Genomic DNA, 26,434 nt, shown 5'->3' with positions numbered 1-26,434 from the left:
GTCTTCGCTGCATAAATTGATAACAGTCCTTAGCCCATGTCCTAAGCTATGAAGAGGTGAAGCTCAAAATGAATAACATTAAAATACACCGGTTAACCTCAGGTGCCGCTCCATTTGTCGGCGGAGCTGCAGCCATCCTGCTGGCCGCCGCAATCGTGTCCGCGCCGGAGTCCTCCTTCGCGGCCTCATTGCAGGGCCTCAAGCTCTGGTGGAACCTTGTTTTCCCGGCCCTGCTGCCCTTTCTGATTCTCTCGGAAATGTTAGCAGCCTCGGGAGCAGTCCACAGCCTTGGTGTCCTGCTGGAGCCGCTGATGAAACGGATCTTCCGTCTGCCGGGCGCCGGCGGCTGGACGCTGGTCCTTGGAATGACTGCCGGCTTTCCCGCCGGTGCAGGCGCTGTCCAGCAGCTGCACAAGCAGGGCAGCATTACGGATAAGGAAGCCGGAAGGCTGGCTTCACTCGCACATTATGCCAGCCCGGTCACCTTGCTGATCGTCGTGGGTGCAGCTTTTCTGCACAATCCGGCGTCAGGCTATGCGCTCTTGGCCATTCACTGGCTTGCCGGGCTGTCCGCAGGTTATACCTCCGCTCTGATTGGAGGCCGCTCCAGGATAGAGGCACCGCCTCACCTTGCTGGAGGGGACAGCAAAAAAGCCTCCCTGCCAAGACGTCTCTACCGGGCAGCTGTGGAGGCCCGTGAACAGGATGGGCGCAGCTTCGGCAGACTGCTTGGCGAGTCCGTAAGTTCCGCTGTCCAGAATCTGATGATTGTCGGTGGTTATATGATCATTTTTGCAGTTGTCATCAATATAGCGGCTTCCATGTTCCCGCAGCTTCCACAGGCACTGGCAGCCAGCGTGTTGGAGATTCACCTTGGGGCTCATGCGCTTAGCGCCGGAACATCGGGGCTTCCCTCCTTCAGTTCCGGAGGCCTCCTTAGAGCGGCCTTGCTGTCGGCTGCCCTCGGCTGGAGCGGTATATGCGGGCAGCTCCAAGCGCTGACTCTGCTTAAGCAGGCCGGGGTGCGATTTTTGCCCTACGCTGCCAACCGGCTGCTGCATGGAATCTATGCCTTCTTGTTCACACTCTTGTTATGGAAGCCGCTTTTGAATCTTCAATCAGCTGTATTGCCTGCTGCTGCAGTACCGAAAGATCAACTGCTGCCAGGTATTGCAGCCCCCGAAACGGTCTGGGGCTTTTTGCCTCAGGCACTGGGCTTGCAAATCCTGATCCTGCTCTTATTATTAGCCCTATCCGCAGTTGTTTATGTTATGGCTTCACTCCGCCGTCCATCCGCTTGAACTTGTGCTTCATTGCCAGTTCGACTTCGGGTGTCACAAAATCGGAGACATTCCCGCCGAAATGTGCAATCTCCTTCACTACACTGGAACTAAGATAGGAGTACTTCGGATTGGTCATCATAAATATGGTTTCCGCATCGGGGTCCAGATTATGGTTAATCGAGGCATTCTGCAGTTCATATTCAAAATCGGTCACTGTCCGGATCCCGCGGACGATAACCTGGGCATCCTTTTGCCGGACATAGTTGACCAGCAGATCGCGGAAGCTGTCCACTTCCACATTAGGAATGTCCTGAGTGGCTTGCCGAAGCAAATCCGTCCGTTCTTCAACGGAGAATAACGGGTTTTTACTTAAGTTGTTAAGAACGGCAACAATCAGTCTGTCGAACTGTTTTGCTGCGCGCTGAATAATATCCATATGTCCCATCGTCACCGGATCAAAGGTACCCGGATAGATAGCGACACGTTCTTTTCTAATCTGCAGACTCATCATTACCCTCCTTGGCATTCCCTGCTTCTTGTTGGGAAGATGCCTCATACTTATAAATAGACACTGCCGTCTCGCCGTATACAGCTTGCCGTGTTCTCCGGAATCCCGGAATAACCTCCGGATACTCATAGCTGGATTCATGCTCCAGCACAATCACAGCATCCTCACGGAGCAGTCCCTTTTGAACCATGGCCAGCATCAGCTCATTCCCGTGCTTAAGCCTGTATGGAGGATCAAGGAAAACCAGATCAAAGGAACGCCCCCTTTTCTCCAGCGCACTAAGCGCTCTTCCGGCATCATTGCGGTATACCTCTGCCTGCGCTTCGACCTTGGCTGCCTTCAGATTCGCACGCACCGTATCAATGCTCTTTTGCTCCATATCCACAAAAACGGCCTGATCCATTCCCCTGCTCAAGGCTTCAATACCAAGCCCTCCTGTCCCGGCGAACAAATCCAGTGCGGCTCCTCCGTCAAAATACGGGCCGATCATACTGAACATCGCTTCCTTGACCTTATCAGTAGTGGGTCTTGTCCCGGTGCCCGGAACACTCTTCAGAGGCCTCCCCTTTGCACTTCCCGATACAACTCTCACCGCTCATTCACCTGCTCTTATGTCTCTGTTTATTATGCCGTTCAAGGCACAAGTCCAAGCCTATCGTACCACAATTGTCTATCGAAATAAAAAAATGTCTGTCGGTGTCAAAATAAAGAATAACGGTTTTTTTCCAGCTTCGCGTGTATAAGATTGGGCATTCAGGGACATCATGTAACTATCGACATCACAAAATGTCGTAGACAACCGCGGAGCAGGCTTACGTTTCCCCATAAGCTCTTCGTCCGGTTTCTCCTCTCCCATGAAAGAGGCTCCCGAAAGGGAGCCTCGATTTTTATGTTTAAAACCTTATATATCGCAGGTTCATCCATTTTATTCACAATGATTTTCTGGCCAAAAGCAGTAATTGGGTACCTTATTGGGTACCAATTCCTGAAACCACTATCGCTCTCTTAATGAATCATCTTCAGTGTACAGAATGCAAAAAACCAGCCAAATACGACTGGTCTGTATTTTTAAAATGCTCTTTTCCCAGTGAAGGCCACTTTATACGAGCATGAAGTTGGTTCCTTTCCGCCTGGCTTAATTTCGTGAATGTCTCTTCCATACTGTTGAGTATCACATTTTCGTCCTTATCCACAAAAAAATAATTACCGTTAGCTCCTTCTTTTCTCTTTTCATAATCAGCGCACACCTTTTCAGATTCTTTCTTTATCCTCATTTCTGAAAAAATATTACAGCATATTTCTTTAGCATTTCTACCGTTTTGCTGATTATCATAGTAGGCATGATTTTGACAACTTCAATTCAGAGATAAAATTTCACATAGTTTTGCGTGCCTTGCACGCGAAAGTCCTTAAATTTTATTAATTGTAGGTTTCCATGGAACATGAACTTTATAGAAAGATCCGTGACTCAGCTGCTCTCTTTCGCCAGACAATTGAGCAAATGGACACATCAGAATTCTCGATGTCTCCCTGGTTTAACCGATTTCCGCGAGCCTGCTGTGGAGATGCAAGTAACCTCCTAGCAAAATACCTAATAGAGCAACATGACGTTGAAACAATTTATGTAAGCGGATGGCATATATATTTGAACCGGTCGTAGTAACAACTGATAAAACTTTTCATTCACGCTTTCTTAATCAAAGACGTTCTGACAGTGATTTCGATATAGTTAGGAAATTCACCCTAACGCCTTCTGGAGGTATAAACACCTCTTCCGTTCACAAAGCCTGTAATTGCCCTTTGTTAGTCACAAAACAAAGAAAAGTCCGACCCTTGACCGCGCCGGACTGAGTTATCTATTTGATTCGTTTCAATTGGGCTTCCTGATCAATCGACCGGACCGAGAGCAATTCAATAATTTTATGTTGCGACTCTTGAACTTCTTCAATTTTCTTCACACGTTCGTTCGTATCCAAAACAGCTTGTTTAATAAGAGTCTGTTCTGTCTCTATCCGATCCAATCGCTCATTTACGGGTGCCAACTCTTCCCGGATAACAGACCGCAATAACTGCACCAAATCATTATCCATGTGCTCCGCTCCTTCAAACTTGATATATAGATTGTACCAGAAGCAAAATTTTTATTCTACATGTGAAAATAGGGAGATCATATTTTTATGGCGAAAGGTAGCATAGAAAAGCGCGGCAATAACTCCTGGCGACTGACCGTTGAACTTGGGTATGATGCCCAAGTTCAACGGGACTTTGAGCGTAGAACAATCCGTGTCTAAGATCCTGAAATTTCTTCGAGCCCCACGGCGGTTGCAAAACCATCTGGAGGAAGAACTGGTAAAATTCAAGATGGAAATTGAATCAGGACATTATATCCACCCAGAGAAACTCACATTCAGTAAATTCATTGAGAAGTGGCTTGCAAAATTTGTGGAGAATGAGCTTGAAGAGAAAACTAAAATCAGTATGTGCAAACCCTTTATTTATACGGGTTTGCCTTATATGATATATGAAATGCCACCCTTCCCAATCCGGAAAGACAGCTTAAATGACGGGAACCGCTTAATAAAGAAAAGTCCGGCAACTGACTGTGCCGGACAAGACAATCTATATTATCCGTTTAATCTGAGCTTCCTGCTCAATGGACCGTGCCGACAGCAGTTCAATGATCCGGTGCTGATTCTCCACAATGGACTCAATTTTGATTACACGTTCGTTCGTTTCCAGCACAGCACGTTTAATCAATTCCTGCTCTTCTATCATTATTTTCTGGTCCTGCTTCATAATCTGCTGCTCTGCTTCAATCCGGTCTAAGCGTACATTGACAGTTTCTAATTCTTCCTTAATAGTGGATACCTCCACATTAACGGAAGATACTTCTTCTCTTACTGTGGATACCTCCGCTTTTACGGAAGATACTTGTTCCCTAACAGAGGATACTTCTTCCTTGATGGGGATTAGTTCTTCCCGTATAACAGTCCGCAACATTTGCACCAGATCATTATCCATGTGCTCCGCTCCTTCAAACTTAATACATAGATTGTACCAGAATCAAAATTCATATTCTATACGAAAAAATGGAAGGATAGCTCATCATTCTTCCGTATCAAAAAGCTGTGTAGACAAGTAACGTTCCCCTGTATCCGGCAGGATGACTACAATATTTTTTCCCTGATTACCGGGACGTTTGGCAATTTGGGAAGCGGCGTAGACGGCGGCACCGGAGGAGATCCCCACCAGCAGACCTTCGGTTGCGGCCAGGCTGCGTGCAGTTTCAAATGCATGCCTGTTCTCCACCTGAAAAATCTCGTCCACAACCCCGAAATTAAAATTGGCCGGCACAAAATTGGCTCCAATCCCCTGAATTTGGTGTCCCCCCGGTTTGCCTCCCGATAAAACCGGAGAGTCCGCCGGTTCAACTGCAACGACCTGCACTTCAGGATTTCTGGCCTTCAGCACTTCGCCTACTCCGGTGATGGTGCCTCCCGTTCCTACACCTGCCACAAAAATATCCACTGCCCCTCCGGTATCCCTCCAGATTTCCTCTGCTGTAGTGTCACGGTGGATTTGCGGATTGGCCGGGTTGCTGAATTGCTGCAGGATGAACGAATGGGGTATGGCCGCAGCCAATTCCTCAGCTTTTTGAACCGCACCCAGCATTCCTTCCGCACCCGGAGTCAGCACCAGTTCAGCTCCAAGCGCTCCGAGCAGCTTGCGGCGTTCCACGCTGAACGTCTCGGGCAGCACGATGATCATTCTGTACCCGAGTGCTGCAGCGGCAAAAGCAAGACCAATGCCGGTATTTCCGCTGGTCGGCTCGATCAGCACCGAATCCTTGTGAATCAGCCCTTTGGCTTCGGCGTCTTGTATCATGGCATAACCGATACGATCCTTAACGCTTCCTGCGGGATTGAAGTATTCCAGCTTCCCGATTAATCTGGCCTCCACCTGATGACTCTTCCCATAATTCGCCAGCTCCAGCAGCGGCGTGTTTCCAATCAATTCAGTCAGATTCTTAGAAATATTAGGCATAGCTCCCCCTCCAGGCAAGATTAGTCATAAGTAACTTTGTGCAAAATTCGTGTATATCAGTAATTCCGGGGTTTTATTGCTGCCCCAAGATCCATTGTCCCATATCGCTAAGCACCTGCTCGTCAACCATTCCTGGAGTATTATATTCCGCCGCAGTTCCCGCATCCTTGCCTTCGTAATTCACGAAGAAATGATTGAGCCCGGGGTAAAGCTTAAATGAAGCGGCGGCATTCCCCTTCAATACTTCTTTCCATAAGGAAAAGTCCGTTGCGGGATAGACCTGAAAATCATCTCCCCCTTGCAGCACAAGTACCGGTTTGGTCAGCTTGCGGGCCAGTTCAGCTGTATTATGCATATCCATCTCTTTGAAATAATAAGCCGGCATTTTAAAAACACTGGGTGCCGTCTTAGCTTGTTCAAGCGTCATCGCAGCCAGTGCCTTCGCCTTGGAGAGTTCGGCGTTAACGGCTGCAGCCGCCTGCGCTTTGACCGGGTCGCCATCCGGGAGAGAATTGATGACCGCCATGTTCTGATCGTACATAATCTCCCACAGATTCCGCGGTGAGCCTGCCAGCAGGATCAATCCCGCGAATTTCCCGCCTTCGGAGTCGATTCTCGGAGCCAGCATTCCACCAAGGCTGTGACCTGCCAGATAGACCCGGGCGGAATCCATCCGCCGGTCTGCCTTGAGCAGATTAGCAGCGGCAACCGCATCATCCACCACTTCATCCTTAACATTTATCGTAGCTGCTGCTGCCCCCGTAAACTGCTCCGGATACGAGTAACTCCGCTTATCATACCGTAGTACTGCGATGCCCTGTTTGGCAAGACTATAGGCGATATCCCTAAACGGTTTGTAGCCAAGCACCGTTTCGTCGCGGTCTGAAGCTCCCGAACCTTGGACGAGCACAACCGATGGTACAGGATGAGACGGATTTGCGGGGAGGGTAAGCAGCCCCTTCAGCGGATGCGATGTTCCTGCACCAACGGTAACTTCCTCCTCTGTCACTCCCTCCGGGAGCTTAAGCTGAGGTGCAGCGGCAGACGGGGCAAGAGGAGAGAACCAGAGTCCTGTAATTTTGCCATTGCTGTTGACGGTTATGGTGATGGCCAGGTCCCCTTTGGCAAAAGAGGCTGTGCTTTTAATTGAAATCTGCTCAGCCTCTTGATTGCTGGATAAGGAAGTCAGCTTGTTGTACGTTCCGTAGGGTGCCACTAGTCCTTCCCATGCCTGCTGGAGCTTCATCACCGGCATAGCTGTTTTTGCAGACTTATCGAAATACCGCTGCCACAACTGTTCATATTTACCGGATGCCAGCAGGCCAGTGACAGTATCAGCATAATTTTGCGGCGAATTAACAGCTGCTTGACCGGCAGCGGAATCATAGGAACTGATCAATCCCATAGCATTGAACAACGAAAAGGGTACATATACAAGATTCCCGCGAAGTATAACTTTCCCGTTTATCGCAAGCTTGTCCTTCCCGTTTATTACCGCTTCATTTGTCCCCAGCTTAATGTCAAGCTGCTGTCCATTGCGGCTTAGTTCCAGTTTTTTCTCTTTTTGTATGTAGACAACTTCCAAACCCAGAGCTTTACCTACCTTGCGGATAGGCACCATTAACACATTGCCGGTTATCAATGGAACCTCATTGGCAGGAAATTGAAGCACTTCATTGTTCACACTGAAAATCACCTTAGGTTCTGCTCCGTGTACAGCAGGCGCCGGCCAAACCGATAAACCCAGCAGCAGGCAGGCCAAAAACAGCGTTAATTTTTTACTCATGTTATTATCCCCTTTCAGATATCACATCCTTTTGGTATACGGATCACATGGGATATAGTTACAATTATTTCTTCGAATTATAAAGAGTGAACTTAAGATATTTACATTAGGGACTTCGTCGGGACTACGGAGAATGTTTGGACTTCCGGCCGCTGTTGTCTGCAGATTTCTTGATTGTTACCGCTCTTCGCGGTGGAAATCCGCAGACAAAGGCGGACGCATTCGCTCCTCCAGTTCCAAACTTCCCCTCCATCCCTTTTCCCTTTTGTTCGTTTTTCAAGTTCACTCTATATAGCTTTTTCTTTTCCTGCAGCTTAGCTTTTCCCATCCCCTGCAACGGCTTGTCCATGACAACCGGCTAAAAAACGCGATCTCCGGCATTTCTGCCCAAAGACCGCGCTGCGTGCTGATACTAGATGAAACAAGCGCTCAAAATAATAACCAGCAAAATGTAAAGCACCAGAATTGCACCTGTAGAAGTGAACGGGCTTACAACATGACCCGTATTAGCGCCGCCTACATTACCGCCATATCCGCAATCTGCACCCATGAGATTACCTCCTTCAAAGAAGATCACTACACACCAATATATGTACGCCCGCCTCTTATAGATTGGGCTTAAAGGTTTATATTTAGGCCATCACTTCTGAATATCCAAGCCTATAAGCATCCTGTCTCCCTTAGCGAAGGCTTGACAGGATGCTGTGCATTAATCGGAAACCAGAATTCCGTCAAAGCTCTCCGGACCGACACGGACCGCACCCAGAAGATTGGATGAGACAAAAGCGGTATAAGTCAATTGTGGAGTAACCGGCGGCAGAAAATCAGCGGCGGAAAAAGCAATTACCTGCGGTGCCAGAATACTTAAACTGAATGTAGAGGTTGCAGAGTATACTACAGGATCGGTAGATAAAGTTCCTCTTACTATTCTAATCGTAATTCCTGCCAGAGCCAGGGGAAGCTGTATAGAGATGGTTCCCTTAAGCAGCACACGCGGATTTGTCGTAATCCCTTCAGTGATCAGGCCAATCTGACCGAACAGTTGAGGGGTGTTGATGACCAGAATCGGAATCGCAATGGAATTGGCGGTACTGGCATTCTGCGATGTTCTCGCATCCAAATATGTTCCCATATGAGCACCCCCTTTCCTTCTCTATGGTATGAATAAGACCTATGCATTGCATGGTCTTCTGGCCTGCGGACACCGCCTAAACCAGATTGCCGCCCCCTGCCGGTAACTGGATATACCATGCCTGTCAGTCCTTCGTTGAGCCTTCCCTTTTATTGAACGCCAGCTCGAACAGCCCGGTAGCCGACAATCCTGCAAGTCCCCCGGCCCATAGACGCAATATCAGATTCATATCTGTAAAAGGGTACGCAACAGCACCTACAAACAGGCCGATAACAAGCCCAACAGCCGGAACCAGATTGCGCGGAAGGCTCACGCTGGTTTTGACCAGTTGAACCAGGGCCAAGACAAAAACCGCCAGTACGGAAGCAAAAGCCAGCACATTATTCAGCGCCTCATTCACCATGCTCATCACACCTCCTTTTTAGATGCAAAGAAGCATCCGCACCCCCTGCTCCGATGACCCTGCTGTACAGCCTGCGGTTCCATGGGACGCCTTCCCGGATCAATTCAGAGTGATCAGTTCTCTATATAGAATTCGCATTCTCCTATTCTGCCTGTGCTGCCCCCTATGGACTTGGTTTTCTTAATAGAATATTGCTGGCTTAAAGCGTTTTGGGAATATTAAGCAAAGAAAACTTGTGATTTTCATATTTTTACCGTATCCTAGTTATAAATAACTACTTAGGAGGGTCTAATATCCTATGCCATCATATTATTTCAAAGAGTTGTGGACACCTCTAAGCTGGATAGGGATCAAATTTTTTCGTGATGACGAAGGTTATCTGTGGATAAAACGCTGGTCCAAACCGCGTAAAAGATGGCGTTGATCCTTAAATATGCCAAACAGCTACAGCTTACAGCAGAAAAAATAAAACCTTTCTTCATATCTGGCTGAATAGCACTCCAGTCCTATGAGAAAGGTTTATTTTTTATTTTAGAATCTGCGGTCACCCGCAAGGTTATACAGTATGCATCATTGTGATTTTGGAAATGGCTTTCTTCATTATAAATGTTCAACAACCGGTGAACCTTTAAATCTTTTCTTTTCAAAAATAGCACTTTAGTAGATTGCCCTGATCAGTGCAGTTCGATTATAATAGCAAAAAAACAGCGGAGGTAGAAATGGACGACTCCAGTAGAAAAGAACCATTCCGATATGTGATGAACCAGCCCATAGAATGCTGGCTTGAGCTTCCTGCGGGCAATTCCGGTCCGGGTGCCGGAAAATTAACAGAAGGCGTACTGCTTGACCTCAGCCGTTCAGGCTGCAAGGTGCGCACCTCGCTGAACCTCCGCTTTACCGCCGGGGATACGAAGCTGATTATTCATTTCCAGCTGGCGGAAGACAAGCTGCAGTTCGAAGGCAGTGTGCGCTGGGGCTGGATGTTTGGGCTGGGCCAGTTCCAGTATGGAATCCGCCTGGATTTGCAGGAAGCCGAAGAAGAACAACTGCTCAGGGAGCTTGAGATCTGGACGAACACGCGCAGAGCACAAGGATTATAATACGTCCGTCATTATAGATGCCCTCCCAGGAGGACGTCTTTTTGTGATGCGCCCGTCCTGTGGTTCTGCAGCAGGGTTAGTTTTCGATTCTCTTTTGAATCAGCAGTGAAATTACATAAACCAGTACAGCTCCAATAACGGCTTCGAAGAGGAACGGCCAGAAAAATTCAGTTGGTGTACCGTACAGTCTCAACCCGCTGCTTACGGTCGAGGGATCAAAAACCTCAAAGCGGAATACGTCATCCAAAGCAGATATATAGGATCCCCAGAACTGCTTCTCTAACAAGGACAATCCGTTCTCAACCACCATAAAAACTGCAATGGCAATCCAAACTGTGCCTTTTACCCGAAGGCTTGCAGCCAGTGTGAGGGCAAACATCAGGAGAATAAGTTCAAAGCCGGCAGTCCACAGGAGATTGAGCACACTCCATGATACCACCGTCCAGAAATTCGCCGGGAGGATATCTGTGGAGTACACGAGAACATACAGGCCAAAATGAATCGCAGCAATGGCCACAACAGCCAGCAGTAGAACCCAGAAGAGCAGCAGCGGCGAGAGCACACTTTGGACCGTAGGGACCGGCAGCAGCCGTCTGGCATAAGACCTTAAGTAACGGAAATAGCTGAAAAAAGCAAAGAGCAGCAGAGCAAAACCGAAACCGGCATACGTCAGGATATGGAGCGTGATTAGCTCGGACCCCATTGAGCTGTTAGTAAACCATATGCCTGCCTGGACCAGAAGCATAATTACAAAAATCGCAAGAATCCGCTCCCGTTTGCTTTTCAAATCATATTTCATCAGTTTCAGCATTCCGCATACACCTCTCTGAACAGTTCATCGACACTTTTGCCGTGCTGAAGCCGGAGATCCTCCACTTCACTATGCAGCACAAGCTCCCCTTCTTTGATAAATATCACTTCGTCAAAAATCCGCTCGATGTCGGTTACGAGATGCGTGGAGAGCAGGATGGTGCTGTCTTCCTCATAGAACTCCATCAGCGCGTTAAGAATCTTGGTCCGGGCAACGGGGTCAACTCCACCGATAGGCTCATCCATAATATATAATTTGGCCCGGCGCGAAAGTGCCATCGTCAGCTGCAGGCGTTCCCCCATCCCCTTGGATAATGTACGGACTTTGTCCCGCTCGCTAAGCTTCATGAATTCCAGCATCCGTTTTGCTTTGCCGGGATCAAAGTCAGGGTAGAAATCCTGCTGGAATCTGAGGGCATCCCCCACATTCATCCATGATTCGGTTAACGGGCGGTCCGGCATAAATGAAACCAGCGGCTTGCTCGCTTCGCCCACCGGGACGCCCAGTACCGAAATCCTCCCCGAGGTCGGCCGGGCCAGCCCGGCTATGAGCTTCATCAGCGTAGTTTTGCCGCTGCCGTTGCTGCCGAGCAGACCGACGATTTTACCGGCACTGAGTCCAAAGGAGACCCCGTGCAGCGCATGCTTGGAGCCGTATTTTTTGGTCACATCCTGTACTTGAAGTATCCTGTCCACCGTGATAATCCCCCTATGGTTTCGTTCTTGTTTCAATATTCTCAGCTACAGCCGCCAGGATCTCCTCACTCTGAAAACCCAGCTCCTGCATGCCGCGGATAAAACGGTCCAGCACATCCTGCGCCATCTCTTTTTTAATTGTCAGTATCGTCTGTTCATTGCCGGTTACATATCTGCCCATGCCGCGCCGGGTTTCCACGATTGTCTCACGCTCCAGTTCCTGAAAGGTTCTTTGCACCGTATTCGGATTAATCTGCAATTCAGCGGCTAATTCACGTACGGAGGGGATTTTGTCGCCCGGCTTCAGCTTGCCCGTCACGATCTCCCCTTTCATATAATTCATGATCTGGAGGTAAATCGGCTGATTATTGTCAAATTCTATGGTCATCAGGCAACGTCCCTTCGTCTGAACACCATAAATCCCGTCACAAGAAACAGTAAGAAATATACAGCCAGCATGAGGATAGAGAACCCCAGAGTCATCCCCGGAAGCGGTGCCCCGCCACCTTCATAGGCAGCCAGATTCAAGTTAGGAAACAAAACATATTTATAGAAATCCTTGAAAATGACCAGATTGCTGATCATTAGGGCAAACATCGAAACCCCTATGGAGACCCCGGTAGAAGTCGTCAATATCCCCATCATAAAAGCCAGTGTCGCGAACATAACCATATAGACGCTGTTATAAAGCACAGATGTGAGTATATCGCCAATTCCCAGGCCGCCTCCGCCATTTCCAAACCACAGCATACCGGAAGCATATACGACCACCGCTGCAACAAGGGTAAGGCTAAGTGCATACATGAGGACGGTCACAAATTTGGAGGCAAGAATGGCCGTACGGCTGCGGGCACGGATCAGCAGGAACTTAATGGTTCCCTGGCTGTATTCCTTGGCGACAATTCCCGCTGTCCCGATAATGACCAGAATACTAAGGATCTGGCCGATACCTGACGGCAGCAGCATTTCTGCCGCAAACTGCGGCCCGGAAGAAAACATATCCCCCGCAACAGAATGCACCACGTATCCTATTACAAGCGGCATTACAATCATAAGCCCGTAAGCGATGAAGAAGGTGCTTTTCTTCGATAATTTAAGCCACTCATTCAGCACCAGGCAGTTAAACTTACGCAATGCGGTTCCCTCCAGTCCATTTCAGGAATTCTTCTTCCAGACTTTGCTTGTTCTCCATAATGCGGTAAACCCTGACTCCCGCCTCGCTGAATGCAGCTATGAGCTCAGGCACTTGATCGTCCGGCATGCTTACAAGAACTTCGGAGTTAGCTTCATCCGTGCGGATGATCTGCACTTCAGGCTGTTTATGGATCACAACCAGTGCAGCTTCAAGCTTCCCTACCCTGATCGCCAGAGGGATCGCTCCTCCGGCTTGCACTTCTTCTCCGAGTGGTGTGACGGCGATCAGCTTGCCATTCTGAATGACTACTGCACGGTGGCAAATCTGCTCAATTTCTGCAAGCATATGACTGGAAATCAGGATGGAGATCCCTTCCACCTCTGCGATCCTCCGCATATAATCACGCATCTCCCGGATTCCCGCAGGGTCCAGCCCGTTCGTTGGCTCATCCAGAATCAGCAGCTTGGGCGCATGCAGCAGTGCCTGGGCAATTCCAAGCCGCTGGCGCATCCCCAGGGAATAAGCTTTAACCTTTTTGCTCATAGCCTCCTGCAGGCCAACCAGCCGCACAACTTCATCAATCCTGGCATCCGTAATACCGTCACTCATCCGCTGGTATTGCTTCAAGTTGTCATAGCCTGTCATATGTGAATAGAACTCCGGATTCTCGATGATGGCACCAATATGAGCGATAGCCTTGTTGAAGTCGTTACGGATACTGTGCCCCTCAATAAGCACATCCCCTTCCGTCATCCGGATTAAGCCGGTCATCATGCGGATGGTCGTCGTTTTCCCGGCTCCATTGGGTCCCAGCAGCCCGACAATTTCCCCCTTGCAAATGTCAAAGGACAGTCCGTTCACAATGGCCTTCCCTTTGATGATCTTGCTTACGCCTTGCATTTGCAGCACAATCGGCGCCTTCCCGTTACCTGCAGCTTCCGGTTGATCTTTGGTCTGATTCATAGCATCCTCCTGGATTGAAATCAAGAATGTCAGTCAAAATAAAGAGTGAGTGTAATATTGTGTTGGTGTGTTAGTTAAATAGTACACCGAATCATGGAAATTGTAAAGCCCATTTTCCCATATCTGCTGACCAGGTGCAGAACTGTCTTCCAGAGAGGTATTATTCATCAGGTAAACTGCCTTTTCTATCAATTAAGGACGGTAATCCAGTACACTCTATCAAATTTGCATATACTATCTTATCTAAAAGAGAAGGAGGTGCCATTATGGCCATCTATACAATCGGTGCAGTTTCCAATCTCGACCCGACACTCGCATTGATCTCTACGTTCGTTCAGCTGCGCATTACAAACACAACCGCAGCAAGATTGGAACCTATCGTAGTTAATGCTTACAGCATTACTGATGCTGGTCCGGAAGGATTGGTTGAAACGTTGTATTTCACAACAACGTTTGCGATTGCAGCTCCGAGGGGGGTGGTTACTCTTGTTATTCCTACTACTGTAGCGAATTACACGATTACCGTTTCATCCCCCGGCGCAGCCGGGTTTGTAAGTGATGTCTCCCTTTACGCCGCAGGCAGGGACGTTAACGGTTTTATTGTGCCTGAACAAACCTTCCCGTTTGGCGACTGGAAAGCTATCACTACCGTTTAAGCAGCCTTGCCGGGGGCTGACCCGAAGCCATAAGATGGCTGCTTGGGTCAGCCCTTGCTGTTTTTGGACAGAATTTCCGGCAGAGCTCAAGCAAGAATCCGCGTCAGCAATCTTGCTCTTGCTCCCCGCTCAGGATCTCCAGCACTGCTGATGTTTGAGCAGTCAGCTGACTTACATCTTCAGACAGCAGCTTCACTTGCTCTTGCAGCACATGTACTTCATCCGTGCCCTCCAGATAACGGGTGACAAAATGGAGGAACACATCAACTTTTCTAAGCAGCATCAGCACCGGGACCGCGTTGATTTCGGCTTCGGAGAGCCGGACCCGGCGGCTGAAGCCACGGCAGAAATCCCGGACCGTCGTCTTTTCTTCTTGGCCCAGCAGCCCGGACAGAATAACCGCAGGCTCCATAGCCCGCACATCATAGGTGCAGAATTCAAAATCAAGCAGCGCGGCTACTTGCCGGTGATCTGAAGTCTCCAGCAGCAAATTCGATGCGTTCAAATCACCGTGCACCAGTTGATGCGGAAGCTCCTTGAGTCCTGCCAGAGAATCAGCGATTTGGTCATAGGCTGCGTACAGCAGCTTCAGCTCTTGGGCAAGACCGGAAAAAGGGCGGGGCGGATTCAGACACAGCTCCTGAATTGCTGCATCACTACATAGCGGATATGCCTGCCGGAGCTCGTAATAGGGACGGTACACCGGAATCAGACCGGGCCTTAGATCAGCCAGAACAGCAGATAAGAACCCTGCCGTCTCGCCAAAGGATTCGAAATAGCCCGCCTCCTCCTCTGCAGGTGAATCTCCTTCTATGTAATGGAACAAGCAGGCGAATTTACCGTCGGCATCCTTGAGTTTAACCAAGGTTTCTCCAGCCGGGGTTGAGACCGGTACAGGAACTTTAAAGGGTAATGACAGGTTTCCCAGCTTTTGCAGCACGGCGTGCTCGAATTCGATCTTGTCTCTGTCCCTGTGCGTATCATAAATCCGCAGCACGGCGCGATGGGCACTATTTTCCACAAAATAAGTTGTATTATTCCAGCCGCCGCTCCGCTTTCTCAGCGTTCCATTCCACTCCGGCCAAACCTGGCTTACAATAGTATCCGTAGGCTTATGCCCCTCTGTTATTTGTTTTTGTAACGAATCTCCCTCAACCGGGTCTTATATATGTAAGGTGGTGAACATGTGGCCGATGTAGAGCAAATCTACGAGCAATATTTTCAGGATGTATACTTATTTGCGTTGTCTCTAAGCAGAGATCAACAGATTGCCGAGGAGATTACGCAAGAAACCTTTGTAAAAGCAGTGAAAAATATCGACCAGTTCAAAGGCAATTGTAAAATCAGCGTCTGGCTGTGTCAAATCGCCAAAAACACCTACTTCAAGTATATGGACAAACAAAAACGCGATCTGGGCAACCCGCAGGAAATAATGCAGGGAAACAGCCTCTCGATGGAACAAAAGCTGATTGACAAAACAGAAGCCCTGCGAATCCATAAGCTGCTGCACGGTCTGAAAGAGCCTTATAAGGAAGTCTTTACGTTGAGGGTATTCGGAGAGCTGTCCTTTGACCATATCAGTGAGGTCTTTGGCAGAACGGAAAGCTGGGCCAGAGTTACCTTTCACCGCGCACGAAACATCATTCAAGATTTATTAATGGAGGAAAACCGATGAATAAACTATCCTGCGAAATCGTCAGGGATTTGCTGCCGCTATACTATGATGAAGTGTGCAGTGCAGATACCAGAAAATCCATCGAGGCCCATTTAGCGACCTGCGAGCATTGTACTGCCGACCTGCACAAGCTGCAGCAGAGCAGCCGCCTGCCTTTTGAGGTCATCGAAAAGAACAAACAGGAAAGCACCGCACTTGCAAACTTCAAAGGATATTGGCACCGTTCCAGAGCTGCGGCATTTGCCAGAGGCCTGCTTCTTGCCACAACCATATGCGGTGTTATCGGTTTAGGGTATGTTGGCTTATTCCGCTGGAATATTACACAGGTCCCCTCCAGTGTTATCAAAATTTCCGATGTAAGCCTACTTAAGGACGGGAAGATCGCATATCATGTCAAGCTGACCGATGGATACCGGGTGAATCAGATCAGCGGTAAATCGGAAGGCAACGGCAACTTCTATATAACTCCGATGCGGCCTGTCTTTAAGACCAAAACAGATGCAGAGCTTGGGCTCGGCAACAGCTACGAATTGATCGACCTCGAACAATTAAATGCCAACCATACGGACCCTTCCACTCAGATTAAAGCCATCTATTACGGCCCCAAGGATGACAATCCTATTCTGATCTGGAAGCAAGGAATGCAGCTGCCGCCAGCAACCGATGCCGTTGAAGCTCAGTTTAGGGACCGGGATTAGAATATTCGGAGCATCTCTTGAGGGCCTTCCGATTTTTCCGCTATAATAAATTTCATATATTGATAAAAGCAAAGGAAGAAGGGATACTTATGGACGCTACCGTAACCAAACGCTGGCTGCTGGCCAGGCTCTATGAGCCGGAGCAGACGATTGTGGATTGCCGGTTTACACTGGGTAAACCCGAAGCAGGAAGAGAGAGCTATGAACAGGAGCATATCCCTGGTGCCGTTTATCTAGATCTGGAGCATGATTTGTCAAGCCCGGTGGGAGAACACGGCGGACGTCACCCGCTCCCTGACCCACAGGTGCTTGCTGCCCGCCTGGCAAAGCTCGGAATCGGGAACGGTTCCCGGATTGTCGCTTATGACGACGAGAGCGGAATGAATGCAGCACGGCTCTGGTGGCTGCTGCGCTACCTTGGGCATGAGAATGTATTCATTCTGGAAGGCGGCTTCAGCGCCTGGAAGGCTGAGAAGTTCCCGGTCACAGATCATCAGCCGGTACGGGTGCCTAGCAGCTTCGAGCCCAAGGTACAGCCGCAGATGCTGGCGGATGTCAATGAGGTTCGCCGGATTTCGGAACTATCGGCGGCGGCGGCCGTTCCGGCTTCCTCCTCTGCCCTTCCCGTTCTGATCGATTCACGTGCACATGAACGCTACCTGGGTCTTGAAGAGACCTTGGATAAGAAAGCCGGACATATCCCCGGTGCGGTCAACTTTTTCTGGAAAAACACGCAGAATACAGATGGAAGCGTCAAAAGTGCCGAGCAGCTGCAGGAACACTTCGCGGGGCTGGACAAGGATGCTGAGATTATCGTCTATTGTGGCTCCGGTGTAACCGCCTGCCCGAATGTACTGGCGCTGGAAAAGGCCGGGTACAAGAATGTGCGGCTGTATCCGGGAAGCTGGAGCGATTGGATTAGTTATGAGGGGAACCCGATTGCGACGGGAGAAGAGGAAAAGTCGTAAGGCCGCGTCGGACCGGGTTGGAGGGCTGTGACAGGTTGTGAGCAAGTAACCTGTTGCGGCCCTCTTTTGGCTTTTCAATCAACAGTTTGCAAACAAGAAGTCGAGGAAAACAGTTGCAGGAACTCCGAAGTCAGTCACTGCAAGGTAATCGGGTCAGGTGGTTGTTGAATGAACTCAGAGCCTTGCCTATGTCCCTAAACAAAGTTGACGTGGTGGAACAGGGATTGTTCAATCGCGTCATTCATCTGAGCGGGAGGCCTCCCGGGAATCTGCGAAATCCTTGCTATAAACCGTATTTTCATACTCGTTATGAGGGATTTGAACTCGCCTTCATCATTTCGGCTAGCATGCGTTTTCGAACGACGACCGGATTCAGATCGGGAGAGGTAATGTGTTCTACGTAACGTTGAGCACTATTGTCGATTTGGTCTTCCGTTGCCTTGTTTGCTCCATAAAATTTATAATGTGGCAGGAAGGTCATCCCGACTTGATTGGAAAAAACTTGAACAGGTCGGATCAGCTCGCTGATCGTAAAGCCGATCATACCACCTGATTGGTAAGTCGATTCATCGCCTCCAATGGACATAGCCAGGACAAGTTCTTTACCGGCAACGGCTTTTCCCCCGGTTTCGTACAACCAAGATGTCGTAAACACGCCGTCGAGCCATTGCTTGAGCAAAGCCGGCATACTGTACCATTGGATGGGAAACTGCAACACGATGCGGTCATACCGCGCGACAAGGTCCTGTTCGTTCTCTGCGTGAATGGTAAAATGGGGATACGCCTTATATAACTCATGAACTGTTACCTGATCGGGGTATCCGCGCAATTCCGACAACCAGCGTTTATTGACGCGCGAATGTTCGATTCGCGGGTGAGCGGCAACGATCAGAATGCTCATCGAACGCCCCCTTTCGCTTCAGCCTCAATCGTCTCCTTCATAACCTCCGCTCCGCGCTTGATACGTGCCTCGATCTCGGGAGCAAGATGCGTCGGAAGAAAATCGGTAATCCAGATGAGCTTGGCACCGTTGTCGCCATGAGGGAAGACTTGAAATGATGCATGATGATGCAAAAAGGGCATACGTCCTTCAACCACCGCGTACGCCATTCGGCGTTCCTCATCATCGATGGAAACGATGTACTCGCGCGTCATGCCGCCATTTGGCAGGAGAAGGGTTCTTTCGTATCCGTCCACCAGCGTGTTCTCGGTATAGCCGGGAACCAGACGATAATGGACGGCGCCAATGTCGCTGACGGCATCCCATACCTGCTCGGGCGGGGCCTCAATCAGAATTTCCTTACGAATCGTTGACAAAATGATCACTCTCCTTGAGCCTCATTATATTTTTGATTGAGTTATTAGTCAACTTTAAAGTGTAAGTGGTTTAGTCCAGCTTGAAAAATGAAATGGCCGATTCGGCGACCTGGTTGAATTTATCGTTCACGGCTCCGTTCGCTTCCGTCTCCGTCAGGCCTTGAGCGGCAAGCTCCTGAAGCAGCTGATCCAGATAATTCATTCCTTGAGAGATGGCTCCCCAGAATTGCATAGCCATTAGGTTGGCGTCCCCCTGACGGATAACGCCTTGTCGAATGCCTCGATCGATCGCTTGCGCCATTGGCTTGACGAAGCTCTTCATCCAATCAAAGGGGGACAATTCTCCGGGCTCATAGAGATGGTGGAGATCGAGGCTGATCCGCATATAGAAGCGCTGGGTCTGGGGATCCTTAATCACGCGCTCGCAGACGATCGTGGCATAATTTTTGAATTGCGCCATTACCGGCAGATCCTGTTCGAAGTAAGCCGTCGTGTAGCGGAGGGATTGCTCCATCATGTATTCGTACAGCTCGCGGAAAAGCTGCTTTTTATTCTTGAAGTAGTAATAGACCAGACCATGCGCAAGACCGGCCTGAACAGCAATATCGCCCAAAGTCGTAGCCGCATAGCCTTTTGTCACATACACATGGATGGCCGCTTGCAGAATCTCTTGCTTGCGTTGCTCGCGAATTAACTCGTTCTGTTTCTTTGTGCGGGGAGACATGTCATCACACACCTTGTTATGATTTTTTATTAACAGTATACGTTACAATAATCCCGATGGAAAACGTAAAACATGATCGCAAGGAAAAGTATCGGTCTTGCCGCGCTGCTCCAACCCCCTACTTTTTATTTTCTTGGAACTATTCAAGCATGGGGGTTCGTGGGGGGATAAGAAGCTGGAGCGATTGGATTTCTTATGAGGAGAATCCGGTGGCTACAGGGGAAGAGTAAATAGGCAGAGCCCGCGTCAGACGCGGGCTTTTTGTGTTGGACTTTATCGATGAAAGGTTTGTACAGAGTGCTGCAATCTTCAGTCCACACCAAAAGTTATAGTAATTAATAGTTTGTCTTATGACATATTCTATGGTATCTATTGTAAGACGAAGTACATAATGCAAATGAGGAGAGTGGTTATTTTATGTGGGAACGTACGGAAATAAAGCGAAGGGCTAAGGATGTACTCCGCACATCGTATTGGAAGGCTTTTGTGGTGAGTTTAATTCTGGTCATTCTCGGAGAAGGCTCAGGTCTCCCAAGCTTAAATAATTTGAGATCATCAACCCGTTCAGAACTGCCCGGCTCCGGCCTGGATTTCGATTGGGGCGTGTTATGGCCTTTTCTTGTACTCGTATTATTCATAGTTAGCATCATCGCAATACTTGGAATTGCATTTCATATCCTGATCGGTTCTCCTCTTACAGTAGGTTCAATGCGGTATTTCAAGCAATCTGCCGAAGGCGAAGTACGAATGGGCAATATCGGCTATGCGTTTAATAAGGACCGGTATTGGGCTATCGTTCTTACCATGCTCTGGAGAGGTTTTTTGAATTTTTTATGGTTCCTGCTGTTGATCATTCCAGGAATAGTAAAATCCTATGCGTACAGTCAGGTCCCATACATCCTTGCGGACAATCCAAACATCGGGTATAACCGTGCAGTGGAATTAAGCAAGCAAATGACACACGGACATAAGTTCCGCATGTTTGTGCTTGACTTGAGTTTTCTTGGCTGGATTCTGCTTGGCCTGCTGGCACTTGGCATTGGCGTCTTATTTGTCCAGCCCTATATCAATGCCACGAAGGCTGAGCTTTACTTAGAATTACGCCATAATGCGCTTGTGTATAATTTGACAACAGAGCACGAGCTCCGGCTGGCACAGATACCCTATTTTTAGAATCACTTCACCATAAGTAAAATGGAGAGGAACAAATATGGCGGACCCTCAAACCGGCAAAGATATGGAGTTTAATGCCGATTGCCGAATCTTGAATACGCACAGCGGAAAGGTATATTGGGATATCAGCTTGAGCAGCTTCCGGGACAAGCCGCAAGGCAAGGTATGGAAGCTTGCCAAGGAAGCGGGCAACGCAAGCTGTAAAAACGCAGAGCAGCGATCCTCCACTAACAGGAGAATCGCTGCTCTCTTCTTTTACTGTTTCAGCAATACCTACTAATCCAGCAATACGTTTCATTAAATTTAATACTGCTGTCCATCATCATAGGATACGAACAGCATTCTACGTTGTATATCCATAAGCTTGCGAATTACCCAATTTGCGATCAAAGCAACTACAAACCCTGCTACGACATAAGAAATATATTGCTGAGATAATGTCCAGTCGATTTGGAACAAGGCAAACACACTATTCTCCAGAATATTCAAATCCATTGTTTGCAGAAAAATCTGATGTAGCACAGGCAGTGTAATCAGGCCGATTGCAGCCGCTACCACAGCTATCATAAGTGAAAAGAAAACAATGCTGGATACGAACCGGCCCATGATCAGCATGATGTTACGTGCAAACTTCTCAGCATGAAAACCTAACTTCATTCGTTGCAGGAAGCCCGCTCCCTCCACCTGCATATTCGATCGGTGTTCTTCACTTGGTCTCGGAATATCCAGCAACGATCTTACTAGCTCTTGCTCAAATTGTACGATGTAATCCATTCCCTTTGCTACTGCAAAAAATAAGGGGATTCCGATGAAAACAGGTGTTAACCCAATGGACAACGCCAGCCCTGTCACCATAAATACGAAATATACAATGGTTAGCGGCAAAGATATTATAAAATACATAATGCTTCGGAATATCTTGGGACTTGTTCCACCTTTGCGAGGTTTAGATTGTGATTGTACTGGAATCTGCACCGATTCTTGCGCTCCAATCGGCATAGTGTACACTTTATTGTTCATATTGTCCTTCCTCTCACGTTTTTCACTTAATCATCATTATACGTGGTAAAGAGAAGGTTCAAAACAGTCTTCGGACTGGAGCCATACCAGACCAAAGGCTAGGATTTGTTTAGGTATTTGTTCCAGAAAAAAGTCACGCTATCATATTTTATTGCCTAACGATCATTATCTATGTCATACAACTGGGTCATCCCTTGATATGTAACTTCAACACGCAAATCTTCCTGCTTCAAAAAGGTCACTTTCCCTGATGGATCCACCCGTCCAACCTCAGGATTCAGCACCTTGTATGAGGCTTCGGAGGAGACAGAATAATCCATTCCATTATCCATGGTTGCTACCGGATTGAGGCGGAGATAAGATTTTCCCATCCCTGAAATTGACAAATAGTCGCTTACTTCCAGCTTGACCGCTTGAGCGGGTGCTTTCCCAGCGAACATGATAAGCGGATTATGTACTCGTCTGGACCAGGAAATCTCGTCATGCTCACCAATAGGATCCATCTGAAAAAATGAATCCTGCCCATATTTAAATCCCTTCGATAAAAGTAAATCTACCAGTGGATCGATTACCATTTCTTCCTTAGCTCCCATGTCCAGCCAAATCTTCACATCCGGCTTCCCGGTTTCTTGCACCCAATCGTCATACGCTTGTCCGTTAGCTACCCATGTGGAGGCGGACAGCGCACCGATCATCGAGAAAGTCTCGGGATGGTGATAACCCATCCAGAACGCCTGCACTCCGCCAAATGACGATCCCATGATCATCCGGTGGTCCCTGTCTGGGATCGTTCTGTATGTTGAATCCGCAAAGGGAATGACGGTTTCAATAAAATAGCGGGTAAATTTCTCCGCCCCGGTTCCATCCGTAGGAATAGAATCATTAGGGAAAGGGACATACTCATTCCCCCGGTCTGAGCCTTCGCCTGCATCGACTGCAATTACAATGACCTTCTCCATCTTCCCGTCGTTAACAAGCTGGTCTACCTTCTTGTCAACCAGCCACTCTTTATTAAAAGAACTGGTGCCTGTATTGAACACACTCCGCCCGTCGTTCATATACACTACAGGATAACGGTCTTTGCCGGTTTCATAGCCAGGCGGCAGGTAAACAAAGATTCTCCGTTCCCCGAGCTTCTCTATGCTCACTGTACCTTTGGTTTCATCAGGAGCAGTATTTCCCTCAAGGGTTGGCGAAGGCTGAACAGCGGTTGGCTCCTGTTCTTTCATACAACCTGTGAGCGCTAACATTAATAAAGCTATAAGTCCCCAGCAACTGTACTTGTAAATCCAATTCTTGATCATCTAATCGCCTCCGCTTCATAGTTTAAACGCTTTCATCAATTGCAGAGTCTTCAAATTCACAGTATCCGCGCCGTGTCCCTTATTCAAGAGGTTATTGCTATACCTCTACGCCGACCTTAACGACCAGTTCCGAGTTCTTGCCCAGCAATTGTTCAAAAATCTTTCATAGCTTCTCTTCTTCTACATCCTGGATGACTTCTCTCAAACCAATTTCATATCTCTTATTTTAGCGCAAACGATTTCATCTGCCTATTCAAAAAAAGCCAAACTCAAGGGGCTTGTACAAGAAATCACGTACATCCATAGGGCGGGACGTCCATTTCTCATTGGTACGTCAAGCATCTAGGAGTCTGCCATGCCGACGTCTTCGCCAAAGCGGGAGAAACCTGCGCCGTGACGGTGTCTACAAACATGACGGGACGCGGCGTCGACATCCGGCTCGGCGGTACAGATCATTCAACTATAAGCCCTCCTATTTCCACCGGGGAATAGCACAAAGCCCACGCAGGACGCGGGCTTTGTGTGTTGGAGATATCACATTGTAGATCTGTACAGATTATCATATAATTATCATTTAATAGTTTGGACCTTGCTTAATCATAAGACAATCCGGAGGATTACGTACGTTATGACAAAACCATTCTTTCCCCGGCTGCAGGGAAACAGCCGGGGATGCCTGGCCTTTGAGCCATTTTTTCTGATTCCTTTCAGCATGTTCTCCACCTATGTCACCCTTTATATGTACGAGTTGGGAATGACGGAGTTGAATATAGGCTGGGTCACCACCATAGGTCTGATCGTGCAGGTGTTCTCTTCTTTGTTCAGCGGGTATTTAACTGACCGGCTGGGACGCAAGCGGGCTATTTTATATTTTGATCTGCTGAGCTGGAGCCTGGCTACTTTATTATGGGCTTTTTCACAGAACCTGTGGTTTTTTGTGGCGGCCGCGGTATCAACAGCTTTCAGCGTGTGCCGCATATTGCTTTTTACTGCCTCATTGTAGAAGACACCCGGCCAGCAGACCGGACTTATGTGTTCACATTGCTGCAAATCATTAGTGTCATCGGTGGGTTGTTCGCCCCGCTGGGCGGCCTCCTTGTGAATCATTACGGAATGGTTCAGGGCATGAGAATCATGTATGTGCTCGCATTTCTTTTCATGACCTTTCAGTTCGTAGGCCGTCATTTAACCACCCGCGAAACCGAAGCCGGGATCAAAAAACGTCTGGACACACGTGAGCCGGGCCCCAAGAAGAGTATGGTCGAATATGGCGGCGCTTTCCGTGAGCTGTGGGCTGACAGCAGCCTGCTGCTGATCTTTGGCTGTACATCCTGTTCAACTTCCAGGCAACGCTGAAGACCACCTACCTATCGCTGTATCTGGCAGATTATTTGCGGCCGACAGCGGGATCATCTCTCTGTTTCCGGCCGTTTCCTCTGTAATCATGCTGCTGACCCTCTGGCTGCTAATGCCCAAAATCCCGGACCAGAGTGCCAATCGCTCCATGTTGGCAGGTTTTGGGCTCTCCTCCCTATCGGATGTTATGCTGGTGTTGTACCCTTCATCCAGCCTTCTGTGGATAGGGTTAAGCACCATATTGGCGGCAGTGGGACTGATGATCAGCTCTCCTTATCTGGAAGCTGCCGTGCAGAACGCCATTGACGACGATAATTGGGCCAAAATCTTCTCCATGCTGTCCGTGCTGATCCTGTTGTTTACAGCACCGGCAGGCATCATCGGCGGCTGGGCATACAAGCTGGACCCAAGCATTCCTTTATGGCTGGTTACAGCTGCATTTGCAATCTCCTATATGCTGCTGCATCTTTACCGCAGACGAACTGACCGGAATAGCGGTCTTCCGCAACAGGTCCACACCTGATTTTGAAAACACACACAATTACCGTTTAACCGCCAAGCAATAATTTACATTATCGAACGCCCTGATCGGGTGAGCAGGCTGGCTGTCATTATAGGCCTTAAACAGCTGACCGGTAATTTGGTCCGGTGTAAAATGCTGATAGATCAATAAGTTAACGTCTTCCAGCATGCGTTCCAGTTCCTCATAGGAATAGCATGCCTGCATCGGCTCACCTGCGCGCGCGGCCATCATTACCTGCTTCTGCGTGCGTTCTTTGGCGCTGGGAGTGAATGTATGCTCATCGGGATAATCAAAGACAATACTGCTGCCGCCAGGAAGTAGTTTCGTGATGGTTGCCAAGAAATGTTTAAATACATCTTTGGACAAATAGTAGGTGATGCCCAGCAAGCTGCAGAAGCTGATTACACCCGGGTCAAAAGCACGGCAGTCCAGCAACCGTTTCTGCAAGTCCTGTTCGTTGAAATCGAATGAAATATAATGCAGATTGGATGGCTTAGTAGGGTTCAGAGCCGATACACGTCTGCGTTTGTCATCAGCTGTGGCAGGATGATCTATTTCAAAAATTTGCAGCTTTGCTGCCCACTCCGGCTGCCGGTAAGCAAAGGTATCATACCCCGCCGCGAATATCAAATATTGCCTTGCACCATGCATAGCGGAAACCTCAAGGGCCTGTTCAGCAAATGCAGCCCTGCCAAGCGGCGACGGGGAGAGCTGGTGGTCAACGACTCTGCGCAGTGCCTGCTCTTGTGTACCTGCAAATTCCGGCTGAAAGAAGGCAATCCCTTGTGACATGCTGCTGGCAATCCCCTCATATTCCTCCTTGGTTAACAATTGTCTGGCAAGTGAATCATCAAAAATTTTGATCTGATTATGCTCCGCATGATATGCCCTGGAGAACGCGCTGACGAGTGCAGTAAAACTTTCATTTTTCATTATCCTTCACCTCCTTTCAGTTGTACCATTCAGCTTGTACGTGAAACAATACTTGATTTTTATGTAATTTTATGGTATAATATAAGGTGTAAATTTATAAAATTCACATTTCCGCCACAATACAGGCGTTTTTTTTAAGCCTTACAGAATATTCACCGCAAAGAAGCATAAGCAAGCCTAGGGCTGCTTATGCTTCTTTGCGGTTAGAACATCCAACTTCCAGACAG

At 48.4% G+C, this 26,434-nt stretch carries 32 protein-coding genes and 1 pseudogene; 11 read left to right on the top strand and 22 right to left on the bottom strand.

Annotation, left to right across the window (positions count from 1 at the left end; all coding sequences use genetic code 11):
- Positions 1 to 68 precede the first annotated feature (68 nt).
- Positions 69 to 1,301, top strand: coding sequence for a nucleoside recognition domain-containing protein (locus PRIO_RS15540; protein WP_046503331.1), 1,233 nt, complete (start codon positions 69 to 71; stop codon positions 1,299 to 1,301).
- Here the strand turns inward: PRIO_RS15540 and coaD are convergent.
- The 9 genes from coaD to PRIO_RS15485 form a co-directional block, all read right to left on the bottom strand.
- The gene (gene coaD, locus PRIO_RS15535) at positions 1,270 to 1,791 is read right to left on the bottom strand and encodes a pantetheine-phosphate adenylyltransferase (RefSeq protein WP_020433328.1); all 522 of its coding nucleotides are present in this window, start codon (positions 1,789 to 1,791) and stop codon (positions 1,270 to 1,272) included. The two genes, PRIO_RS15540 and coaD, sit on opposite strands and share 32 nt — an antisense overlap.
- The gene (gene rsmD, locus PRIO_RS15530; RefSeq protein WP_039790922.1) at positions 1,775 to 2,383 is read right to left on the bottom strand and encodes a 16S rRNA (guanine(966)-N(2))-methyltransferase RsmD; all 609 of its coding nucleotides are present in this window, start codon (positions 2,381 to 2,383) and stop codon (positions 1,775 to 1,777) included. The genes coaD and rsmD overlap by 17 nt, the downstream gene beginning before the upstream one ends.
- Positions 2,384 to 3,647: 1,264 nt before the next feature.
- Positions 3,648 to 3,881, bottom strand: coding sequence for a hypothetical protein (locus PRIO_RS15515; RefSeq protein WP_046503324.1), 234 nt, complete (start codon positions 3,879 to 3,881; stop codon positions 3,648 to 3,650).
- A gap of 529 nt (positions 3,882 to 4,410) precedes the next feature.
- Positions 4,411 to 4,812: a hypothetical protein gene (locus PRIO_RS36800; protein WP_020433321.1), complete on the bottom strand. Its 402-nt coding sequence runs from the start codon at positions 4,810 to 4,812 to the stop codon at positions 4,411 to 4,413.
- Positions 4,813 to 4,896: 84 nt separating this feature from the next.
- On the bottom strand, positions 4,897 to 5,835 hold the full coding sequence (gene cysK, locus PRIO_RS15505) for a cysteine synthase A (protein ID WP_046503322.1): 939 nt from the start codon (positions 5,833 to 5,835) through the stop codon (positions 4,897 to 4,899).
- Between the two features lie 73 nt (positions 5,836 to 5,908).
- Entirely contained in the window at positions 5,909 to 7,621 is a 1,713-nt protein-coding gene (locus tag PRIO_RS34870) for an alpha/beta fold hydrolase (protein ID WP_052741462.1), read from the bottom strand.
- Positions 7,622 to 8,033: 412 nt separating this feature from the next.
- Positions 8,034 to 8,171, bottom strand: coding sequence for a hypothetical protein (locus PRIO_RS36085; protein WP_020433313.1), 138 nt, complete (start codon positions 8,169 to 8,171; stop codon positions 8,034 to 8,036).
- A gap of 159 nt (positions 8,172 to 8,330) precedes the next feature.
- The gene (locus PRIO_RS15490; protein ID WP_020433312.1) at positions 8,331 to 8,753 is read right to left on the bottom strand and encodes a hypothetical protein; all 423 of its coding nucleotides are present in this window, start codon (positions 8,751 to 8,753) and stop codon (positions 8,331 to 8,333) included.
- 124 nt (positions 8,754 to 8,877) lie between these two features.
- A complete protein-coding gene (locus tag PRIO_RS15485; RefSeq protein WP_020433310.1) occupies positions 8,878 to 9,156 on the bottom strand; it encodes a holin in 279 nt (92 codons plus the stop codon).
- A 758-nt stretch (positions 9,157 to 9,914) separates the two neighbouring features.
- On the opposite strand from PRIO_RS15485, the gene PRIO_RS15480 reads away from it, so the two are divergent.
- Positions 9,915 to 10,256 carry a PilZ domain-containing protein gene (locus PRIO_RS15480; RefSeq protein ID WP_231869908.1) on the top strand — a complete coding sequence of 114 codons (342 nt, stop codon included), beginning with the start codon at positions 9,915 to 9,917 and terminating at the stop codon, positions 10,254 to 10,256.
- A gap of 76 nt (positions 10,257 to 10,332) precedes the next feature.
- Here PRIO_RS15480 and PRIO_RS15475 read toward each other — a convergent pair whose 3' ends face one another.
- From PRIO_RS15475 to PRIO_RS15455, 5 genes are read right to left on the bottom strand one after another with little or no spacing between them, the layout of a single operon-like run.
- A complete protein-coding gene (locus PRIO_RS15475) occupies positions 10,333 to 11,067 on the bottom strand; it encodes a hypothetical protein (RefSeq protein ID WP_020433308.1) in 735 nt (244 codons plus the stop codon).
- Entirely contained in the window at positions 11,061 to 11,762 is a 702-nt protein-coding gene (locus PRIO_RS15470; RefSeq protein WP_020433307.1) for an ABC transporter ATP-binding protein, read from the bottom strand. Before PRIO_RS15470 ends, PRIO_RS15475 begins: the two co-directional genes overlap by 7 nt.
- 13 nt (positions 11,763 to 11,775) lie before the next feature.
- Complete coding sequence (locus PRIO_RS15465; RefSeq protein WP_020433305.1) at positions 11,776 to 12,150, bottom strand: GntR family transcriptional regulator; 375 nt, start codon at positions 12,148 to 12,150, stop codon at positions 11,776 to 11,778.
- Positions 12,150 to 12,896 carry an ABC transporter permease gene (locus PRIO_RS15460; protein ID WP_020433304.1) on the bottom strand — a complete coding sequence of 249 codons (747 nt, stop codon included), beginning with the start codon at positions 12,894 to 12,896 and terminating at the stop codon, positions 12,150 to 12,152. The genes PRIO_RS15465 and PRIO_RS15460 overlap by 1 nt, the downstream gene beginning before the upstream one ends.
- Positions 12,889 to 13,860, bottom strand: a complete 972-nt coding sequence (locus PRIO_RS15455) for an ABC transporter ATP-binding protein (RefSeq protein WP_020433302.1) — start codon at positions 13,858 to 13,860, stop codon at positions 12,889 to 12,891. The genes PRIO_RS15460 and PRIO_RS15455 overlap by 8 nt, the downstream gene beginning before the upstream one ends.
- A gap of 266 nt (positions 13,861 to 14,126) precedes the next feature.
- Between PRIO_RS15455 and PRIO_RS15450 the strand changes: the two genes are divergently transcribed.
- Positions 14,127 to 14,516: a hypothetical protein gene (locus PRIO_RS15450; RefSeq protein ID WP_046503314.1), complete on the top strand. Its 390-nt coding sequence runs from the start codon at positions 14,127 to 14,129 to the stop codon at positions 14,514 to 14,516.
- Between the two features lie 103 nt (positions 14,517 to 14,619).
- On the opposite strand, the gene PRIO_RS15445 is transcribed toward PRIO_RS15450, so the two are convergent.
- A complete protein-coding gene (locus tag PRIO_RS15445; protein ID WP_046503311.1) occupies positions 14,620 to 15,645 on the bottom strand; it encodes a phosphotransferase in 1,026 nt (341 codons plus the stop codon).
- Between the two features lie 57 nt (positions 15,646 to 15,702).
- Between PRIO_RS15445 and PRIO_RS15440 the strand changes: the two genes are divergently transcribed.
- The 3 genes from PRIO_RS15440 (at position 15,703) to PRIO_RS15430 (ending at position 17,857) form a co-directional block, all read left to right on the top strand.
- A complete protein-coding gene (locus tag PRIO_RS15440; RefSeq protein ID WP_020433296.1) occupies positions 15,703 to 16,191 on the top strand; it encodes an RNA polymerase sigma factor in 489 nt (162 codons plus the stop codon).
- Positions 16,188 to 16,889: a zf-HC2 domain-containing protein gene (locus tag PRIO_RS15435; RefSeq protein WP_020433290.1), complete on the top strand. Its 702-nt coding sequence runs from the start codon at positions 16,188 to 16,190 to the stop codon at positions 16,887 to 16,889. Before PRIO_RS15440 ends, PRIO_RS15435 begins: the two co-directional genes overlap by 4 nt.
- 89 nt (positions 16,890 to 16,978) lie before the next feature.
- Positions 16,979 to 17,857, top strand: a complete 879-nt coding sequence (locus tag PRIO_RS15430; protein WP_020433288.1) for a sulfurtransferase — start codon at positions 16,979 to 16,981, stop codon at positions 17,855 to 17,857.
- Between the two features lie 307 nt (positions 17,858 to 18,164).
- On the opposite strand, the gene PRIO_RS15425 is transcribed toward PRIO_RS15430, so the two are convergent.
- The 3 genes from PRIO_RS15425 to PRIO_RS15415 all read right to left on the bottom strand — a co-directional run bounded on the left by PRIO_RS15425 (position 18,165) and on the right by PRIO_RS15415 (position 19,898).
- A complete protein-coding gene (locus tag PRIO_RS15425; protein ID WP_020433286.1) occupies positions 18,165 to 18,758 on the bottom strand; it encodes an NAD(P)H-dependent oxidoreductase in 594 nt (197 codons plus the stop codon).
- On the bottom strand, positions 18,755 to 19,174 hold the full coding sequence (locus PRIO_RS15420; protein WP_020433284.1) for an SRPBCC family protein: 420 nt from the start codon (positions 19,172 to 19,174) through the stop codon (positions 18,755 to 18,757). Before PRIO_RS15420 ends, PRIO_RS15425 begins: the two co-directional genes overlap by 4 nt.
- A 70-nt stretch (positions 19,175 to 19,244) precedes the next feature.
- A complete protein-coding gene (locus PRIO_RS15415; RefSeq protein ID WP_020433283.1) occupies positions 19,245 to 19,898 on the bottom strand; it encodes a TetR/AcrR family transcriptional regulator in 654 nt (217 codons plus the stop codon).
- A 546-nt stretch (positions 19,899 to 20,444) separates the two neighbouring features.
- On the opposite strand from PRIO_RS15415, the gene PRIO_RS15410 reads away from it, so the two are divergent.
- On the top strand, positions 20,445 to 21,071 hold the full coding sequence (locus tag PRIO_RS15410; RefSeq protein WP_231869907.1) for a DUF975 family protein: 627 nt from the start codon (positions 20,445 to 20,447) through the stop codon (positions 21,069 to 21,071).
- 7 nt (positions 21,072 to 21,078) lie between these two features.
- Here PRIO_RS15410 and PRIO_RS36080 read toward each other — a convergent pair whose 3' ends face one another.
- The 3 genes from PRIO_RS36080 to PRIO_RS15395 form a co-directional block, all read right to left on the bottom strand.
- Positions 21,079 to 21,369 (bottom strand): hypothetical protein, encoded by a 291-nt coding sequence (locus PRIO_RS36080; protein WP_167345564.1) that lies wholly within the window; start codon positions 21,367 to 21,369, stop codon positions 21,079 to 21,081.
- 5 nt (positions 21,370 to 21,374) lie between these two features.
- Positions 21,375 to 22,091 (bottom strand): sensor domain-containing protein, encoded by a 717-nt coding sequence (locus PRIO_RS15400; RefSeq protein WP_020433280.1) that lies wholly within the window; start codon positions 22,089 to 22,091, stop codon positions 21,375 to 21,377.
- Positions 22,092 to 22,246: 155 nt separating this feature from the next.
- A complete protein-coding gene (locus PRIO_RS15395; protein ID WP_167345624.1) occupies positions 22,247 to 23,320 on the bottom strand; it encodes an alpha/beta hydrolase in 1,074 nt (357 codons plus the stop codon).
- 331 nt (positions 23,321 to 23,651) lie between these two features.
- On the opposite strand from PRIO_RS15395, the pseudogene PRIO_RS36795 reads away from it, so the two are divergent.
- The 4 genes and pseudogenes from PRIO_RS36795 to PRIO_RS36780 form a co-directional block, all read left to right on the top strand.
- A pseudogene (locus PRIO_RS36795) lies at positions 23,652 to 23,842 on the top strand (preprotein translocase subunit SecA); the annotation flags it as partial.
- A gap of 181 nt (positions 23,843 to 24,023) precedes the next feature.
- Entirely contained in the window at positions 24,024 to 24,398 is a 375-nt protein-coding gene (locus PRIO_RS36790; RefSeq protein ID WP_231869906.1) for an MFS transporter, read from the top strand.
- Between the two features lie 38 nt (positions 24,399 to 24,436).
- Entirely contained in the window at positions 24,437 to 24,751 is a 315-nt protein-coding gene (locus tag PRIO_RS36785) for a hypothetical protein (RefSeq protein WP_231869905.1), read from the top strand.
- A complete protein-coding gene (locus PRIO_RS36780; RefSeq protein ID WP_051010699.1) occupies positions 24,714 to 25,274 on the top strand; it encodes a hypothetical protein in 561 nt (186 codons plus the stop codon). Before PRIO_RS36785 ends, PRIO_RS36780 begins: the two co-directional genes overlap by 38 nt.
- Before the next feature lie 18 nt (positions 25,275 to 25,292).
- On the opposite strand, the gene PRIO_RS15385 is transcribed toward PRIO_RS36780, so the two are convergent.
- Positions 25,293 to 26,207 (bottom strand): class I SAM-dependent methyltransferase, encoded by a 915-nt coding sequence (locus tag PRIO_RS15385; RefSeq protein ID WP_046503305.1) that lies wholly within the window; start codon positions 26,205 to 26,207, stop codon positions 25,293 to 25,295.
- Positions 26,208 to 26,434: the final 227 nt, after the last annotated feature.

It is taken from the genome of Paenibacillus riograndensis SBR5 (assembly GCF_000981585.1).
In the GTDB taxonomy this organism is placed as follows: Bacteria; Bacillota; Bacilli; order Paenibacillales; family Paenibacillaceae; genus Paenibacillus_AQ; species Paenibacillus_AQ riograndensis.
The sequence above is the reverse complement of the archived record's forward strand: the minus strand, read 5'-3'. Positions and strand labels throughout refer to the sequence as shown.

Coding starts and splice junctions, on each gene's coding strand:
- PRIO_RS15435 (WP_020433290.1), top strand. CDS start 16,188: ATGAATAAACTATCCTGCGAAATCGTCAGGGATTTGCTGCCGCTATAC.
- PRIO_RS36800 (WP_020433321.1), bottom strand. CDS start 4,812: ATGGATAATGATCTGGTGCAAATGTTGCGGACTGTTATACGGGAAGAA.
- PRIO_RS15415 (WP_020433283.1), bottom strand. CDS start 19,898: ATGTCTCCCCGCACAAAGAAACAGAACGAGTTAATTCGCGAGCAACGC.
- PRIO_RS36080 (WP_167345564.1), bottom strand. CDS start 21,369: ATGAAACGTATTGCTGGATTAGTAGGTATTGCTGAAACAGTAAAAGAA.
- PRIO_RS36790 (WP_231869906.1), top strand. CDS start 24,024: ATGACAAAACCATTCTTTCCCCGGCTGCAGGGAAACAGCCGGGGATGC.
- PRIO_RS15485 (WP_020433310.1), bottom strand. CDS start 9,156: ATGGTGAATGAGGCGCTGAATAATGTGCTGGCTTTTGCTTCCGTACTG.
- PRIO_RS15540 (WP_046503331.1), top strand. CDS start 69: ATGAATAACATTAAAATACACCGGTTAACCTCAGGTGCCGCTCCATTT.
- PRIO_RS15450 (WP_046503314.1), top strand. CDS start 14,127: ATGGCCATCTATACAATCGGTGCAGTTTCCAATCTCGACCCGACACTC.
- PRIO_RS15425 (WP_020433286.1), bottom strand. CDS start 18,758: ATGAGCATTCTGATCGTTGCCGCTCACCCGCGAATCGAACATTCGCGC.
- cysK (WP_046503322.1), bottom strand. CDS start 5,835: ATGCCTAATATTTCTAAGAATCTGACTGAATTGATTGGAAACACGCCG.
- PRIO_RS15490 (WP_020433312.1), bottom strand. CDS start 8,753: ATGGGAACATATTTGGATGCGAGAACATCGCAGAATGCCAGTACCGCC.
- PRIO_RS36085 (WP_020433313.1), bottom strand. CDS start 8,171: ATGGGTGCAGATTGCGGATATGGCGGTAATGTAGGCGGCGCTAATACG.
- PRIO_RS15515 (WP_046503324.1), bottom strand. CDS start 3,881: ATGGATAATGATTTGGTGCAGTTATTGCGGTCTGTTATCCGGGAAGAG.
- PRIO_RS15395 (WP_167345624.1), bottom strand. CDS start 23,320: ATGAAAGAACAGGAGCCAACCGCTGTTCAGCCTTCGCCAACCCTTGAG.
- PRIO_RS15455 (WP_020433302.1), bottom strand. CDS start 13,860: ATGAATCAGACCAAAGATCAACCGGAAGCTGCAGGTAACGGGAAGGCG.
- PRIO_RS15465 (WP_020433305.1), bottom strand. CDS start 12,150: ATGACCATAGAATTTGACAATAATCAGCCGATTTACCTCCAGATCATG.
- PRIO_RS34870 (WP_052741462.1), bottom strand. CDS start 7,621: ATGAGTAAAAAATTAACGCTGTTTTTGGCCTGCCTGCTGCTGGGTTTA.
- PRIO_RS15430 (WP_020433288.1), top strand. CDS start 16,979: ATGGACGCTACCGTAACCAAACGCTGGCTGCTGGCCAGGCTCTATGAG.
- PRIO_RS15475 (WP_020433308.1), bottom strand. CDS start 11,067: ATGCTGAAACTGATGAAATATGATTTGAAAAGCAAACGGGAGCGGATT.
- PRIO_RS15480 (WP_231869908.1), top strand. CDS start 9,915: ATGAACCAGCCCATAGAATGCTGGCTTGAGCTTCCTGCGGGCAATTCC.
- coaD (WP_020433328.1), bottom strand. CDS start 1,791: ATGAGTCTGCAGATTAGAAAAGAACGTGTCGCTATCTATCCGGGTACC.
- PRIO_RS15385 (WP_046503305.1), bottom strand. CDS start 26,207: ATGAAAAATGAAAGTTTTACTGCACTCGTCAGCGCGTTCTCCAGGGCA.
- PRIO_RS15400 (WP_020433280.1), bottom strand. CDS start 22,091: ATGAACAATAAAGTGTACACTATGCCGATTGGAGCGCAAGAATCGGTG.